Origin of the sequence: Acinetobacter sp. NIPH 284 (assembly GCF_000369425.1) — a bacterium.
Lineage (GTDB): Bacteria > Pseudomonadota > Gammaproteobacteria > Pseudomonadales > Moraxellaceae > Acinetobacter.
In genome coordinates this window covers 966,234-982,967 of the sequence record NZ_KB850011.1, presented here as the reverse complement: position 1 = coordinate 982,967, position 16,734 = coordinate 966,234, and the positions used below count along the sequence as shown (strand labels likewise).

Here is a 16,734-nt window from a genome sequence, read left to right as displayed (position 1 = left end):
GAATAAGAATAGGGGTAAGTACGCAGTGGAACGCCCTAAAATTAAAAAATTTTATAAAGGGATAAAGGTTGATCATGACTTCATTGCAGGCACTAACAAACAGTCAGGAACACTGTTTGGAAACTTATATTAATCGAGAGTTATCATTATTAGAGTTTCATAAACGGGTGCTTGCACAGGCGAAAGATGTTGAACATCCTTTATTGGAACGCCTTAACTTCCTCATCATTTTTTCACGAAATCTGGATGAGTTTTTTGAAATTAGGGTTGCTAGCCTGATCCAGCAAATGAATATCTCTGGTAATGGCGCCACTACAGGGCCAGAGGGAATGCCTTTGGTAGAAGTGCTGGAAAGAATTTCTAAAGTTGTGCATGAAGCAGTGGAGGAGCAATATAAAATATTGAACCATTCCATTCTTCCCCAATTACAGGGTTATGGAGTGCACTACATACAGCACGGCGATATTCTGGAAAAGCACAAAGCATGGATCAAAGACTACTTTTTTAGTGAAGTGCAGCCTGTTGTCACACCGATCAGTTTAGACCCAGCCCATCCATTCCCGCGTTTGGTGAACAAAAGCCTAAACTTTATTGTCACTTTAGAGGGTAAGGATGCTTTTGGCCGAGAAATTGATTTAGCCATTGTGCCTGCACCAAGGTCTTTACCACGGTTGGTTAAACTGCCAAAGGAAATTTCTGGTAATGCAGAACACTACATTTTGCTGTCAGCCATTATACAGGAGCATATTTCAGACCTGTTTCCTGGTATGAAAGCAACAGGGTGTCATCAATTTCGGGTGACACGAAATGCGGACCTGACTGTTTCCGAGGATGTTGAGGATTTGGCGACAGCACTCAAAGGGGAACTTTCAGCAAGACGTTTTGGACGTGCGGTTAGGCTTGAGGTCAATAAAAACTGTCCAATACATATTGCTGACTATTTACTTGAACAGTTTGAACTGGAAAAAGACCGCCTCTATTTTGTGGATGGTCCTGTCAATCTTGCTCGCTTTATCTCGAATTTTGATTTGCCAGACTTACGTTTTCAGCCCTACCAGCAAAAAATTCCAAAAGCCTTATATACCAAGAAGCCTATCTTTGATGTGCTGAAAGCTGGTGATGTGTTGTTACACCATCCATTTGATAGTTTCAAGCCAGTAACCAAATTGCTGAGGGATGCGGCCTATGATCCAAATGTGCTGGCAATTAAACAAACCCTTTACCGTAGTGGGGCAGACTCCGAGATTGTGCAGATTCTTGCCGAAGCTGCAAGAAATGGAAAGGAGGTTACCGCTGTTATTGAACTGAGGGCACGTTTTGATGAGGAATCAAATATTGAGGTTGCCAATGTGCTTCAGGAGGCGGGGGCCGTTGTTGTCTACGGTATTGTAGGTTATAAAACCCATGCCAAAATGATTCTGGTTGTGCGTCGGGAACAAGATAGGATTAAGCGTTATGTGCATTTGGGAACGGGCAATTATCATGCAACCAATGCAAAGATTTACACTGACTATGGTTTACTCACCAGTGATGAGGAGATTTGTGAGGATGTGCATAAAATCTTTCAGGAGTTGACGGGTATGGGCAAAATGGCAAAACTGAAAAAACTTTTTCATGCTCCATTTACCTTGCATTCCCAACTTATTGATTTGATTCAGCAGGAAATTGAGCACAGCAAGGCGGGTAAAAAAGCCCATATCATGATTAAGGTCAATGCCTTGACTGAACCCCAACTCATCAATGCTTTATATAAGGCCTCACAGGCTGGGGTCCAGATTGACCTGATCATTCGCTCAATCTGCTGTTTGAGACCACAGGTCAAGGGGTTGTCAGAAAACATTCGGGTGAGATCAATCGTTGGACGTTATTTGGAACATACCCGTGTTTACTATTTCCATAATGATGGTGACAGTAAACTTTATTGCGCTAGTGCGGACTGGATGGGGCGCAACCTGTTCTCCCGTATAGAAACCTGTTTTCCAATTGAAGACAAGAAATTACGTAAGCTAATTATAGAGGATGGCTTGAACAACTATCTAAAAGATAATCGCAGGGCATGGGAGTTGCAGGCAGATGGTACCTGGTTGCAGTGTCAGCCCAAACAGGATCAAGTGGTTCATATTGCCCAGAGATACCTGATGGACAGAGAAGTTTAGTCATATAAAGCTTGGGTAACTTAACTGTAATAACAGTGTTTTATACTGGTTCTATAAAAAGAATAAAAACCAGTTGAATCACAAAAATAATAACTTTTATGTTCCTGATACAGAATGATGATTTTTTGACCCACTCATGTGGGTTTCTGTTTAGTTCTAGAACGAAGTGGAAAATACATGTGGGTATAAATTTAAAAAAAATTTTCTGTTATCGAGCCATTAAAATTAAGGGAACAGCTGGGTGACTTTCATTGCCAGTTACCTGGCAACAATTAATCTGTCCTACATGGTTTTTCAGGAAATCATTCAAGTTCAAGTTGATGGTCATCTTTGGTGATTTTAAGTTTGATCTTTTTATACTTTCTTTTGTGCGGGTTTAATGCAGAGTTGGTGACTTCATCAGCGAATTCAGAATTTCCCATCAGGTCGTTATAGGCTTTATACCCAATTAATATTTTTTGAGGTTTCGCTTTATGTTCCTGGCTATATGATTCAATCAAATGGGTGAGTTTTGTAAAAATAGATGTATTGGTCATTTTCAAGCAGCCTTTTAGTTTTCATAAGCAATCTGTTTAAACTAATTAATTTTTGTTAAGAATTTAAGACAACAACAAGAATATGATTTTTATTTTTTTTAAAAGGATATTTAGCTTAAATCTGGTCATAAAACTTACATACTCAAGTACTAATGTTTGGAAAAATATCCCTGCATAGTGATTTTACAATGAAAAGAAGTCTTCTTGGTGGACTTGTCCTGGCTGCTTGTTCAACACATAGCTTCGCCCTAAATATCCTGTTGGTTAATGATGATGGGCTGACCAGCAACATCAAGGCACTCTATGATGAACTCAAGGCAAATGGGCATAGCGTGGCTGTTTCTGTACCATGTTCACCACAAAGCGGTCGGGGTGGTGCTATTGTCATGTATAGCCCAACAACAATATCAGTTGATAATGACAAGCAAATTGCCGCTGAAAATGGCTGCCATAATGGTGCGGCACCAATTGGCGCTCCCGCAGCAGGTGGTTTTACAAAAACAGGCTACACCAATGGTAACTGGAACTATGTTCATGGTACACCCGTTATGGCAACGGCTTATGGACTGGATGTCGTTGCAGTGAAACAATGGGGTAAAGCACCAGACTTGGTACTGTCTGGACCAAATGAGGGGCAGAATGTTGGAAAAGTTGTTGTACATTCTGGAACGATTGGTAATGTACAGTTTTCAGCGGGAAAAGGTATTCCGTCTATTGCCCTGAGTGCAGATACCAATACGGTTGATGATAAAACCTTAAACAATGCCAATTCAGCTATTGTCGCAAAACAGACAGTGGTGTTGTTAAAAGAGCTACAAGGTAAAGCGGGTCAGGGGCCATTATTGCCAAAAGGCATTACCCTGAATGTTAATTTTCCAAAGAACCTGACCAGCAGTACACCCTTTGCATTTTCTAGAATTGGTACCTACGACCTATACAATTTCAAGTTTAAGGTCAGCAAGGATGATAAAGGCGTCAATCAATATGGGCTTGGGTATGACATTGCCCCAAATGCACCAACAGCGGCACAGGCAGCAGATGAAAGTGCGGTGATGCAAAGCAAGATTGCCGTGACCGCAATGCAGGTTGCCTATGACCAGCGTCCAGCAGCTCAGGAATGGCTTAAAATACGTCTTAAAAACTTGTTCAAGTAAAGGAGAACAGCCATGAAATGTTGTTTATGGATTCTGCTTCTTGGGCTGGGGCTGACGGCCTGTAATAATGATAACAAAGACCAGCAGGAGACTGTGGAGAAGCCAGACTTGGCGCCAGGTTTAGCGCTGGGTACCTATATTGTAAGCGTTGAAACAGACCAGGAATTACCAATGGTTGGCAAATATTATTCTGGTGGTGATGGTGGTAAGCTATTGGTGCTGGATGATGAACAGGACCGTGCAAAGATTGTGATGCACTATGATGTGCAGAGTAAGTCATGGCAGAGTAATCAGGCTGATAAAAACTTTAAGGTCCAGTTTGCTCATTATGAAAAGATCGCCGACCAGAAATTAAACCTCAATCAGTTGATGGGGACATATACCCTGTCATTTGCAGATGGTTCAATGATTCCAGTTGAAGTTAAGGCCCAGGGACAAATCATTTCAAAGGATCAGAACTGTATGTTTTCTGGTGTGATGAGTGAAAGTTTACTGGCGAATACAGCAACTTATCAATTAACTGATAATAAATGCGAAGCAATGAAAAATAATGTTAAAGGCTATGTGGTGATGGATCAGGATCTGGAACCAGCAGGCTTTAGACTGTTATCAGATACAGTAGGCTCAAAAGATATTTGGGCATTTGCTGAATCTTAGATTATAAAACGCCAATAAAATTTGATTTATTGGCGTTTTCTTAATAATGATATTTAAAAATACAATATCGAAGATTTATTCAATCTTGTGCATTTGAGTAAGAGCAACCGCATCTGCACCAGCGGCATAGTGAAGTTGATTAGAAGCATCATTGACTGCCTGCCAGATGGCTTCAGCAACATCTATTTCTTTTGTGATCGCTTTGGGGTGAGCAAAAGCTGCAAATATTGGTTCTGCAAATGTCATATACTGTTCAGGAATCAAGTCCTGCATTCGTGCTCCACCATTTTCTGCAAAACGAGTTGTTGGAGCATAACCTGGCTCAACCAGCTTTACCCGAATATTAAAGGATGCTAATTCAAAGGCAATGGATTCAGTCAAACCCGTAATTGCAGTTTTACTGGCAGTATATGCAGCAGCTAATGGCATCGCTGCAAGTGTCACACTAGAGGTGACATTGACAATAACACCTGAATTTCGTTCTCTAAATTGAGGCATAACTGCCTGCATCATTGCCATCGTCCCGAAAGTATTAGTTTCAAATACTTCCTTAATAATATCCATCGATGTCGCTTCAAAAGCTCCCACAACACCAATTCCTGCATTATTCACCAATACATCAATTAACCCTATGGTTTGAATCAAGGCCCTGATACTTTCAGGATTGGTTATATCAAGTGGCAAAATGCGTAAATGTTCTGAGCTTGGTAATAGTTCAGGATTTGGTGTTCGCATTGTCGCAATCACATTCCAGTTCTTTGATAGGAAATAGCGAGCTGTTTCTAAACCATAGCCAGATGAACATCCAGTGATAAGTACAGTTTTCATAAGGTATCTTCTTTAAACATTGTCCGTACTTAAAATGATAGAACTTAGAATTTGGATGATCTATAATTTATAGTCTGTATAATTTTACTTAACGTCCGATTATGATTGATCCTTTATCAGAAATTATTACATTACTTCGACCACGGACAGTATCGAGTAAACTCATCAGTGGTGCAGGAAAATGGGGGATTTATTATTCTGCTTTTGAACAACCAAGCTTTTGCACCATTCTAAAAGGGAGTTGCCTGCTCACAATACAGGGAAAAGAACCTGTGATATTGAATGAGGGTGATTTCGTGTTTATGCCTGTAACTCCCAGTTTTACAATATCAGGGTTTGGGTCAGTAGTGTCTGAGCAAGTCGATGCAAAAAATACATCTCATGTAACAGAAGAAGTTCGACATGGAGATCAAGATGGGCAACCTGATGTACTGATGCTAGGTGGATACTTTTCATTTGATTCAGTTGATACTGCATTATTCGTGTCATTACTACCGCAACTTTTACATGTACAAAGCGCAGAAAAGCTTTCAGTACTTGTACAACTTATTCGAGATGAATTTACTGAACAGCGTTCAGGTCGAGAGCACATATTAATGAGATTGGTTGAAATCTTATTAATTGAATCATTACGTTTAATGGAAAAAGTAGATGCTCCAGTTGGGTTACTTCGAGGTCTGGCTGAACCACGTTTAGCTGAGGCATTACGTCATATTCATGGTAATCCATCCCATTCATGGACAATGGATGAGTTGGCTAGAAAGGTCGCTTTATCTCGCTCTACATTTTTTGAGCGATTTACCAATGCAATAGGTATCCCGCCAATGGAGTATCTTTTAGCTTGGCGTATGACGATTGCAAAAGATTTGCTTTCGCAGCAGAACCTGACAATTACTCAAATTGCAGAGCAGGTGGGTTATGGGTCAGCTAGTGCTTTTAGTACAGCTTTTAGTCGATATGTGGGGCTGGCGCCAAGCAAATTTACTTATTCTTAATATTAACCAAAACAGTAATCTTTAAAACTAACCAAATCCAAAATAAAGCCAGATGGGTCAAATATCCACTGGATGAACAGCTACGAGTCAGAGCACAGAACCAGAAACTTAGAACCATACCAGTATGGATGATCTTCAATGATCCTGAACTAAACCTGCGGGCAGAGCACAGCCTGTTTGACCGCCAGACTGGACGCTTGATCTGTTCAGGCAATGGGGAAACCTGTCAGCGACTTGGGCAAAATGGCATTGAACAACATCCATGTCCATCACCTGATCTTTGTCCACTGGCACAAGGTGGGCTATGCAAACCCTACGGTAGGCTTTATGTCAATCTGGATGAATCGGATGAGTTTGGCACATTTATCTTTAGAACCACAGGTTTTAATAGTATTCGTACTTTGGCAGCACGGTTGCGTTATTACCATGCAGCATCAGATGATTTACTTTCATGCCTGCCGTTGCAACTCACTTTGAGAGGTAAAAGCACCACCCAAAGTTATCGTACCCCAATCTATTATGTGGACTTGACCTTACGTGAGGGCGTGAATTTGCAGGAAGCAATTACTTCAGCCAAACAGATGGATGAACAGAGCAAGGCAGCAGGATTTTATCAGGAGGCACTGGACCATGTGGCACGGCAGGGCTATGGCAATGCCAGCTTTGAGGTAGTAGGTGAGGAGGGATTGGATATTGTTGAGGAGCTCTACACGGATGAAGCAAGGTCAGAGCATCAGCAAACGCATGATCTGATCCATGTTCAGGATATTCAGAAAGGGTTGCAGCAGTCGGTGTAGGCTTTGAATTGATTGGGTGAGATTAGGCAACAGGGGGGAATAGAATTCCCCCTAATTTTGATATATCTATTTTTTATTTAAGTAGTGATACATTAAAAAAACAACCCTACTTTAATAGGGTCATTTTTTAATGTTTTTATATTCTGTAAATTCTATAAGTTGGATTTAGATTACAAAAGGTGCAACTAAACCGATAAACTTAACTATTTTATCAAATGTTTTGCTAAGTTTATTTACAGAATTTGTTAAGTTTATTGTTTCTTCAGCTATACTGGTAAGATCTTCTGTTGCCTGTTTAATAGATGCAACTGCATTTTTATATTCTTCTGTATTCATCATTTTATTGACTGTGCTACTAATAATTTGACTTTCTTTTAGAGCAAGCCCACTTATTTCTCCTTTTAAAATTTGTCGTTTAGATTCAGTTATATTTTCATCGCTTAAGAGTTTTACTATTTTCATTTTTATCTTACTAATAGCAATAAGTGCGGTTTCCATTTGGTTTTGTAATTGCTGGATTTCATTACTCATTATTTTATCCTTATTCTTTAGTTATTTAACAATCTTAGGATAGTAAATTAATTAATTTATTTTAATGCGTTTTTTAAATCTTCGGTATCTTTAACTAAAATTTTAACCTGTTCAGTAAAGGCATTAAATTGTCCTTTATTTGACCAACTTGAAGATTTAAGAGAATTATTTAGAGAATCATGAGCAGATATTAACTCCTTAGCAGTCTTTGTTGGATTTGACATATTTAAGATATTCACATCAGCAACATCCCGTTTTAGTAATTCTAATAGGGTGTTATATTGATTAGGAGTGATTTTTTTATTTTCACTATTCAATTTATAGATGGTATCTTCTATTCTATTTGTAAGAAAATTGAGTTGAGCATTTTTTGCATTTAGTAATGAATTTCCAATTGGAGTTACTAGTGCATTAAGTACAGGATTTACTTGTTGAACAGCAGTCTTGAGTGCTTTATACCGTTTATGATTTAAATATAACCCAGAAACACTAGATAATATCGAAGCAGAAGCTTTATAAGCAGCTTCATTAGCAGTAGCTTCTGAATTACCTTCAAGATTATATTTTAAATTAATCAAATTGGCTGTAGAAGTTGCTAGAGTGTTACTTGCTTGTTTTAAATCATCTTGATCTTTAGCATTAGTAATCTTATTTAATGCTAAAGAATATTCATTTAATAATTTTAATATATCTTTTTGTTTTAGTAAGAGTTCTTCTGCATCACTATAGAGTTTCTGTTGATTAATAAATAATTTATCCTGAATTGGGTTTTTAGGGCCAATAGTACAGGTTTTTATTGGTTGACCATACTCAATATTACAAAATTTAGGAGTCGTGATAATAGCCTCTTGATTCTTAGAAATTTTTTCTTCTAAATGAGCTTCTCTTAAATCAAGCATTGAATTGGATGCAGTATCTCCAGTAGTAGCTATTGAAGTAATTGCTGCTGATAAGTTATTGATGCTTTCTTTGTAAATGTAGGGGGAACAACCAGATAAAAATACTAAAAATATAGGTAAGTAGGTACGATAATAAGTTAAATTAAGTTTGTCTTTCATTTTTTAATTTCTCGTATTATTTTCTTGTAGATATAATAAACAATATCCAATGAGTGGTTGTCAAGATAGAATGTGATGGATGGTTGGGTGGTCTTTAGGGGGTGTATTAAGTATATTTAAAGATACTTTTTTGTTTTATTTATAGTGAATTTTTATAGGGTTTATTTGAATTGGCGATAGAATTTAATTCTGAAGTGTGTTTGTTATTATATTGATTGGTTAAATAAAAATTAAAAAATTTTATTTTCTAATAAAATTTTTAATTTATTTATCTTTAGATTTTATATAACCTGAATCACGGATAAGCAATAGACTTGAAAAAGAGAAGGACTAGAGCCATCAGTTGAGTTACCACACCAAACTCACGACTCTAGCCCTTATGTTCGATAGTACCCAATTATTCTGCCTGATTGATGATTTCTTTCTAAAATTTGAATCAATTTATTGGAAATTCTTAAAGCAAAACCTCACATGCTTAAGAATTCGCCCTGCACAGCTTAGTATTTCTGAAATTGTCTTTATTGCAATTTGGTATAAATGTTCACATTTCAATAACTTTAAAGCATTCTTTAGAGCATTGAGACATAACGATTTCCATTTATTCAAAAGCCTACCTTGTTACCAGCGTATGATTCACCTGATCAATACGCATCAACTCGCTTTACATGCCTTACATTTTGCTCTGATGAAAGATCATCAAAGCCCTTATTTATGGATTGATTCAACAACATTACCTGTCTGTAAAAATCAGCGGATTCAACGTCATCAATCTATGATTGAGATTGCAACACGAGGTAAAAGTTCAATGGGTTGGTTCTTTGGCTGTAAGCTACATTTAATTATGAATCAGTCAGGAGAAATTGTGAGCACTGCTTTATCAAATGGACATACAGCAGATATCAAAATGGTTGAGCAATTAGTTGAAGGATTAAAAGCGAAACTCTATGCTGATCGTGGCTACATTAGTCATGAACTCAAAAGTAAACTTATAAATCAAAGTATTGATTTAATTACTTATCACCGTAAAAATATGCAGGCAGTTCAATTATCAGAAGAAGATGAATATCATCTCAAACAACGCAACAAGATTGAAACTTTATTCAGCTTGCTTAAGGGAACATACCATTTAGTAACGACTAAAGCCCGAAGTGTTGCAGGCTATTTAGCAGGTATCTATGCTTCTTTATGTGCTTATCAACTCTGTCATCAAAATAAGCCAACGATTCAGGTTTATGAATCGAGGGCTTAAACAGGATTGGGGTTATATAGATAAATGGTTCAAATGGTGATGTTTATACACGAGTTAATATTAACCAAAGTATAAGTATGTAGGCCGAAAGAGCGAATCCTGTAGAGAATTGTTGTGAAGTGCTATCTGAAAATATCCAATTAATTAGTAACTGAATTCTTGTCCAAATGTAAAATATTAATCCGCCAATGATTATCCATGCCAATGGAGGAAATTTCCCTCCTAACTCTACCAATAAATTTCGTCGTTGACTTATTTGTTCTAATTGTTGAGGTTGTATATCACCTGTCAGAACGAAGTTAGAAATCGTATCCCATACAGGTTCTTGGATTGCAGCCCCATGTCCACCTTTAATGTAAGTAATTTGATAGATATTAGGATTATGTTGGGCAATCATAAAGCCATCATGTCCAGCACTTCCAAGGTCTTGCCATTTTAAAAACTCAAAGAATTTAGGGAAAAAAGCTACAACCCAATCCCGCGTTGCCACAAAGTTTAATACAGCCTTTACCTGAGGGTTTTTTCCATCCATGAAACGTTGCCAATCATAGGATGATCGTACTACGCTTCCAGCAAAAACCACCTTGTCAAAAGTACAACAAGGGTATAGCTCTAATGCTTTTGCTAAGAGATATGTTCCATTGCTATGCCCAACATAGGAGAATGACGCATTTGGATATCTTGCCAATGCTTCAGTATATTGATCCATTAACCACTCTACTTTTCTGCGTCGATACCATGAAAAAAGAAAGGGAAGCATAGGAAAATAGCCATAACTTGATGTTTCAGTAGTCCATTCATTAAGGGTATTTGTTCGCTTTGCGCCATACTTAATTTGTCTGGCGATTTTGTGAGTCCAATAACCTACATCCCGAATACCATGAATAACAAATACCATGTTTTGGATATTTTCATTGGGAGCTCCAAACTGTTCATCAGCAGGAATAATTGCATTTTTTTCAAGTTCTTCAATAGAGCCTGTCAGTGCCAATAAAAAGATTCTTTGCCGTTCAATACCAAAAACTGGATGATCTAGATCAATAATATTTGTATGACCACTATAGGGAACATCAAGATAAATAAAATCACCACCTGAAACGAGATCAATATTATCTTCTGGAGCAACGATATCGTCTATTGAGCCAAGCAATTGAATGGTTATAGCTCCTCCTAGTTGGCTATTATTAATATTTCGTTTGTATTGTTGTCTCATCCGAACCCATTGGATTCTTAACTGTGTAATAAATTCTGCACCTTGCCGAATTGTTGAAATAACTAATATCTGACCAAAAAACAAACGGGCTATATGGCTAAATAGGGCTCCTGTCATCCATAAGGCAGCTTTACTTATACCTAGATGATGAGTAATATGCCAACCTCTATTCATGCCAGCCAATAAAATCAGTCTTGAAACATTAGTTGCCCAAGGCTGAGGTAATAGCAGTCCATCTTTAGTTCTAGGTCCAAGTTCTTTAAATGCAGGTTCAAAAGGAGCTTGCTTCGTTTCCCCACTTGCAATTACATAGAGTTTTCGTGCAAGCAGTGCACCAAAACTATGCCCAATAAATATTATATTTACTATAGGAGTTTCAGTGTTATTAGCTTTTTGAATTTCTTCATTAAGTGTTTTAATAAGTTGAATAATAATTTCGTTGGGATTAACAGTTGACCAAAGTGAAAAAGGCATATCAGGGCTTAAGCATTTTGCATTCTGCCATTTATTTTTTATAGCCTTTTTTAGACTAATAAGTCGCTTTGAATCACCCCTGTAACCATGTAATAATAATATCAGTGTATTCGAATTTTTCTTACTAATCAGTTCACTTTTCATTGAGTATTTCCTAAAAATTTACATTCAAAAAAGGAGTCTTCTACACCGACACCATTAATATATTTTGCAATTTGAATTAGATCTCCTGATTCATTACAAACTTTAGTTTTTTGCTTTTGTATAATCACATGGTGCTGACTTTACCAATGATTAAAAATATAACTGAAAGTTAAATAGTGAATAACTACCAAAATTCTAGACACACATAACCATCTTTTGATGGGCCATTCCATGTTCCATCTACGCAAAAGATAATATTTTTCATTTTCTCCTATTATTTTATAGAGCATTATTGTTTTTGTAGAAAAAATCCAGTCAAAAATTTAGATTAATTTATCTGAACTATATTGGTTAATTTTAATAATTAAAATTAACTAAATATATAGTTTATTTTATAATCACCCAGATATATATTTTAATTTTAGTAAACTACAAATAAAGATAAGATATAAAATTTTCTAAGAATATGTAAATAAGATTTTAGTTGTCGATTACAGTGTTAGAGTTTTATGCATTACTTAGGTTAAGTATAGATCATACTTTTCTTCTTAAACTTTTAGTGTATCCGCATTTTGAATAATTGCTACAAGCCATAAATTCACCGTATGGTCCTGTTCTTTTCCACATACGTCCCTGATTGCATTTTGGACATCGCCATTTTTCTGGAATATCATGGTTAATGGACGTATTTTCATCTTGCGGTATATGGATAAATTCCTTACGGCTTGGGTCCTTGGTAAGCTCTTCAAGGAATACTGAATTACGTTCACCAATAAGAAAGACTTTTTCTTTTGCACGGGTCAGGGCGACGTAAAATAGACGACGTTCTTCAGCATAGGCGTGTGTTTCGGGTTGTGGCAAGACTAAGTTGATAAGAGGGTCATCTTCTTTTTCAGAGGGGAATGCGCTACTGCCAGTATTTAAACCTAAAAGAATCACATAGTCTGCCTGTAGGCCTTTGGATGAGTGAATGGTTTTAAACTCAACGCTGCAATTTCTAAGAAAGGGTCGAATACTGTCCAGGTTTGGCTTGTGGTGTCTGTAGCGGCCCAAAATATAAATGGATTTCTTCTTGTCCGAACCTGAATTGGCATTATTGATTTCCATAATGGTTTTCATCAGGTATTCATGAATTTCCTGGGTCTTTGTTAAAAAGCTTATCTCAACTACTTTACTGCTGGTCTTATCAACGGCATTGACCACTTTTTGAAGCTGGGACTTATTTTTTTGGATGAAGCCACTGGCGACATTGGCAATACCCTGATTGGAACGGAATGTCTGGGTAAGCTGTGTCTGTTTGGTATAGCCAAAGACTTTTTCAAATTGAGTAAAGATACTGATGTCCGAGCCTGCAAAACGGTATATGGCCTGCCAGTCGTCCCCAACACAAAACAGTTTTGCTTCGGGCACCTGATTCAGTAAGGAAAGGATGAGTCTGGCTCTGGCCTGTGAAGTGTCCTGAAACTCATCCACGATAATGAGCTTGAATGGGCTCTTGTATCTATTCTCATTGATTAACTGGGCAGACTCAATCAGCAGGTCATCAAAGTCATGCTCCTTGCTGCTTTTTAATAACTGGTCGTACTGTTGGTAAACCTTGGAAAATAGCTGTAAAAAAAGACTCTCCCGCAGGTTGAGTGAGGGTCTGGTCAATAGGCTGGCAATATTGGCCTGATTGGATTTGTAGTGACTTAAAAAGCTGACATAAAGTTCATTGGCATCATGTTCATAAATGGACTGCGCTTTAGCGTTGATCTCGGCAAGACTACGTGGCCTAAATACCTGTCCTCTTGACTTCAGCTCCTGTTCCAGCTTTCTAAAAATGGAACCTGTAATAAACTCATGAAATGTGGTAGTGATTAAATCAGTTTTATATTGTTGATGGATTCCTGATTTCCACTTCATGTCATCCAGATACTTTTGTCCAAAATGTGCAGGCGGTTTGCCAGTTTGGTCTACAGCGTAGTGTTCCAGATATAGGCTTATTTCAGGCAGGTAAAAGTCAGGTCTGTATTGGCGGTGGTTCTCATTCGCTGTGTCATGCTCGTAGCTTATTTCGTACTGGTAGGGAATCCCCTGACTGTACAACCAGTTTGCTATCGCTTTTTCACCATGTGACTTAACGATTTCCCCCTGATAGGTTTCAAAGCCATCCTTGAACCTGTCAAATGATCGTCTGTGTGCCTTTTCCCACTCATTTTGGGTTTTAAATGCAAAGGGAGACAAGGGTGGTCTTAGGTAGGCTGTCTTAAATAAAAGATATTTTGCCTGAAAGTCTGGATCTGTTTCGATCAGTTGTTGAATAATCCGATTCAGCAGGGATTGAGGTTTTCCTGCATCATTGGAAACAGAGGGGCTTTTTCCAGTTGCCTTACCAATCACCTTGACACCAAACTTATGGAAATTAAGTGCCTCAACACGGGTGGTAAACTGGGTGAGAATATCTTTTAGTCTAAGATTGATACGTTCACTGAGTTCATCGCCCGCATTTTTATTAAATGCGAGAACCAGAATCTCTTCGGGTTTGTAGAGTCCAGTTAAGAGGGCATAGCCCACCTTTCCAACAATCGTGGATGTTTTGCCTGAACCAGCCGCAGCAACCAATAGGTTACGGTCCTCGAAGATGATGGAGGAAATGCGCTGTTCATCGGTTAGGGGCGTACTTTCCACCTGATCAAAGAACTGCTTAAATACCTTTAACTCACTTTCAACAAAACGCTTATTCTTTGCATCGATGGCATAGTTTGCCTCAACTGGCAATTCAATAAACTGTTGCAATTGCTCAAACAGGTTTTGTAGGGGCGGCTCAAATGCAAAAGAGCTATCCCTTTGAATAAGGCTGTTAAACTGTTCAACAGGGGCTTTTGACCTTTGTGATAAATCTGACCGAAACAGCTTGCTGAGGCGATGGGAGAGGTAAATGTTTTGCTGGATAAAATTGTGATATTCCCGTAAGTATGGTTTTAAGGTTTCCTTGATCTGTTCAGCGTTTCTTTTATTTCTCAGGAATTCTGCATCATTGCGGATTTCAGCTTGAAACTGTTCAGCCTGTGTGTTGAGCATACCCTTGAACTGAAAGTTTTGATCAAGTGTCTTGAGCGTCAATGATGACCATATCCAGCCTTTCTGGATATGTGTTTCCAGCACCTGTTCAGGATTAAGCTTTATGGTTCTGGTATCCAGTTCAAGTACCAGCTCAGGAAATGTATAGTTGAGTCGCCATTTGCTGGAACCTGCAAAAATGAAGCTGAGTAAACTTGGTCGGATATCCATATTGCCCTAAAATGAAAAATGATTTTTTTTAATAATTCAAGATTTGTAACTGTTTATAAAGTTTACAGAAATTTTAGTTAGTTGTTTTTATTACTTTCACAACTACTCCTTGAATGTTTCATTCAGGGCCTGCTGTACGGCATCGACCCGTGACTTACATGCCTTGTAAGCCGTCATTGATTCCTCAACAATCTTCATCAGGTTGTCGATGTCTGGTTCCTCCTGCGATTCCAGCAGGGCAGCATTCTTCTTCAGCAGTTCATAACCGTCTTTAAAGCTTAACTCATTTTTACTCATGATTTGTCACCTCACTTACACTGGCATGAATATAACCATCCTGCATCTCAATTGAAACAGTTGAACCGACCTGTTGTACAGATCGAATAGCCTTGTTTTGACTCCGTACAATAGCATAGCCCTTGGCAAGTACATTCCTTGGATTCTGCAACAACGTTTCACGCATTAATGACTCAACCTGTGTGGAGGCAAGCTTAAGCTGCTGCTGGGCAAAATACTGGGTTGTGGACTTAACCAGGTCAAGACTTCTATTGGCAGTATTTACCTGATTCTGGGCGTGGGTCCTAATGACATTCATCAACTGGTCATTCTGGCCCTGATATGCTGTGATTTGATGCTGTGACAGCAACTTGATGGTTTGCAGGTAATCCATCACATCCTGAGACCGTTCTGAAATAACATTGCGGATGCCAGCAATCACCTTGCTTGGCGTGTCGAAAGAACGATGGGCGATTTCATCCAGAATGGTTCGATCCTTTTCATGACCGATGCCCACCCATATTGGAACCCTGCGCTTACAGAGCAGGACTGCAAGATCATAGTCATTTAAATAAGCTAAATCATTTACTGCACCGCCACCGCGAATAATCACAATGAGGTCGGGTGGAACAACATAATCCTTGGTCCACTGGCGTAGCCCTGAGCTTAAGGACTCCATAATACTGCTTGGGGCAGTATTACCCTGAAAGGTGGCTGTATGGTAAACAAAGTGGCATACGCCAGCTTTATTCAAGGCATCAGCATCTTTCTTGAAGTCACCCAGACCAGCAGCATTTTCTGGTGCAATCACCAGAACATTTTCAATATCAAAAGGGGGAGGAAGTGACTTGTTCAGGTTGACCAAACCCTCAGTGCCTAGGCGGGCCAGAATCTGTTGGTAGCGCTTGGCGATATCACCCAGAGTAAAGCTGGAGTCGATGTCCTCAATGTTGACTGAAAAGCCATACTGGGGATCAAAACGGGCCTTGACCTTTATGAGTACATTCAGGTCCCTTGAAAGCTCAATGCCACTTTCACGCTCAAACCTGAGCACAATTTTTACGGCGGTGGATTTCCAGATGGTGGCCTTGCAGCTTGCAATAACCTTGTCTGTATCCTCTTCCTTTTCAGCCAGCTCAAGATAATAGTGTCCACCCTTGATACTCAGGTTGCGTATCTCAGCCTTTACCCACACAGGCTCATCAAAAGTCAGGTGAATGACTTCCCGTACAGTAGAAAGGTAGTCGCTGAGTAAGAATTGTGGTTCGGACATTTAATCTGGGAAATATAGAATTGTCCTTGAATAGTAGCAATAGAAAGGTGCTATAACAAACTCTCAAATCTTTTTAAAGATTTTTTTTATACAAATTAGAAAGGGACATAATGGTTTTAC

At 38.5% G+C, this 16,734-nt stretch carries 13 protein-coding genes and 1 pseudogene; 6 read left to right on the top strand and 8 right to left on the bottom strand.

Going from position 1 to position 16,734, the window contains the following annotated elements:
- Positions 1-74 precede the first annotated feature (74 nt).
- Positions 75-2,156, top strand: a complete 2,082-nt coding sequence (ppk1, locus tag F908_RS10675; protein WP_005161617.1) for a polyphosphate kinase 1 — start codon at positions 75-77, stop codon at positions 2,154-2,156.
- A 302-nt stretch (positions 2,157-2,458) separates the two neighbouring features.
- Here the strand turns inward: ppk1 and F908_RS16195 are convergent, their stop codons facing one another.
- Entirely contained in the window at positions 2,459-2,692 is a 234-nt protein-coding gene (locus F908_RS16195; protein WP_005161616.1) for a hypothetical protein, read from the bottom strand.
- 188 nt (positions 2,693-2,880) lie between these two features.
- Between F908_RS16195 and F908_RS10665 the strand changes: the two genes are divergently transcribed.
- Both F908_RS10665 and F908_RS10660 read left to right on the top strand, forming a co-directional pair.
- On the top strand, positions 2,881-3,846 hold the full coding sequence (locus F908_RS10665) for a 5'/3'-nucleotidase SurE (protein WP_034602738.1): 966 nt from the start codon (positions 2,881-2,883) through the stop codon (positions 3,844-3,846).
- Between the two features lie 12 nt (positions 3,847-3,858).
- Positions 3,859-4,503: a hypothetical protein gene (locus F908_RS10660; RefSeq protein WP_005161610.1), complete on the top strand. Its 645-nt coding sequence runs from the start codon at positions 3,859-3,861 to the stop codon at positions 4,501-4,503.
- A gap of 75 nt (positions 4,504-4,578) precedes the next feature.
- Here F908_RS10660 and F908_RS10655 read toward each other — a convergent pair whose 3' ends face one another.
- The gene (locus F908_RS10655; protein ID WP_005161607.1) at positions 4,579-5,331 is read right to left on the bottom strand and encodes an SDR family oxidoreductase; all 753 of its coding nucleotides are present in this window, start codon (positions 5,329-5,331) and stop codon (positions 4,579-4,581) included.
- Positions 5,332-5,432: 101 nt separating this feature from the next.
- Between F908_RS10655 and F908_RS10650 the strand changes: the two genes are divergently transcribed.
- Both F908_RS10650 and F908_RS10645 read left to right on the top strand, forming a co-directional pair.
- Entirely contained in the window at positions 5,433-6,326 is an 894-nt protein-coding gene (locus F908_RS10650; RefSeq protein WP_005161604.1) for an AraC family transcriptional regulator, read from the top strand.
- A 26-nt stretch (positions 6,327-6,352) separates the two neighbouring features.
- Positions 6,353-7,123, top strand: a pseudogene (locus F908_RS10645) (hydrolase or metal-binding protein); the annotation flags it as partial.
- Between the two features lie 165 nt (positions 7,124-7,288).
- Here F908_RS10645 and F908_RS10640 read toward each other — a convergent pair.
- A complete protein-coding gene (locus tag F908_RS10640) occupies positions 7,289-7,654 on the bottom strand; it encodes a hypothetical protein (protein WP_005161599.1) in 366 nt (121 codons plus the stop codon).
- Positions 7,655-7,710: 56 nt separating this feature from the next.
- The gene (locus F908_RS10635) at positions 7,711-8,712 is read right to left on the bottom strand and encodes a hypothetical protein (protein ID WP_005161596.1); all 1,002 of its coding nucleotides are present in this window, start codon (positions 8,710-8,712) and stop codon (positions 7,711-7,713) included.
- Between the two features lie 379 nt (positions 8,713-9,091).
- Here F908_RS10635 and F908_RS10630 point away from each other — a divergent pair, with 379 nt between their 5' ends.
- Entirely contained in the window at positions 9,092-9,961 is an 870-nt protein-coding gene (locus F908_RS10630; protein WP_005161594.1) for an IS982 family transposase, read from the top strand.
- A gap of 43 nt (positions 9,962-10,004) precedes the next feature.
- Here the strand turns inward: F908_RS10630 and F908_RS10625 are convergent, their stop codons facing one another.
- The 4 genes from F908_RS10625 to xseA all read right to left on the bottom strand — a co-directional run bounded on the left by F908_RS10625 (position 10,005) and on the right by xseA (position 16,614).
- Complete coding sequence (locus F908_RS10625) at positions 10,005-11,792, bottom strand: alpha/beta hydrolase (protein ID WP_005161590.1); 1,788 nt, start codon at positions 11,790-11,792, stop codon at positions 10,005-10,007.
- 534 nt (positions 11,793-12,326) lie between these two features.
- Positions 12,327-15,065 (bottom strand): UvrD-helicase domain-containing protein, encoded by a 2,739-nt coding sequence (locus F908_RS10620; RefSeq protein WP_005161587.1) that lies wholly within the window; start codon positions 15,063-15,065, stop codon positions 12,327-12,329.
- 102 nt (positions 15,066-15,167) lie between these two features.
- The gene (gene xseB, locus F908_RS10615) at positions 15,168-15,362 is read right to left on the bottom strand and encodes an exodeoxyribonuclease VII small subunit (RefSeq protein ID WP_005161583.1); all 195 of its coding nucleotides are present in this window, start codon (positions 15,360-15,362) and stop codon (positions 15,168-15,170) included.
- Entirely contained in the window at positions 15,355-16,614 is a 1,260-nt protein-coding gene (gene xseA, locus F908_RS10610) for an exodeoxyribonuclease VII large subunit (RefSeq protein WP_005161580.1), read from the bottom strand. The genes xseB and xseA overlap by 8 nt, the downstream gene beginning before the upstream one ends.
- Positions 16,615-16,734 lie beyond the last annotated feature (120 nt).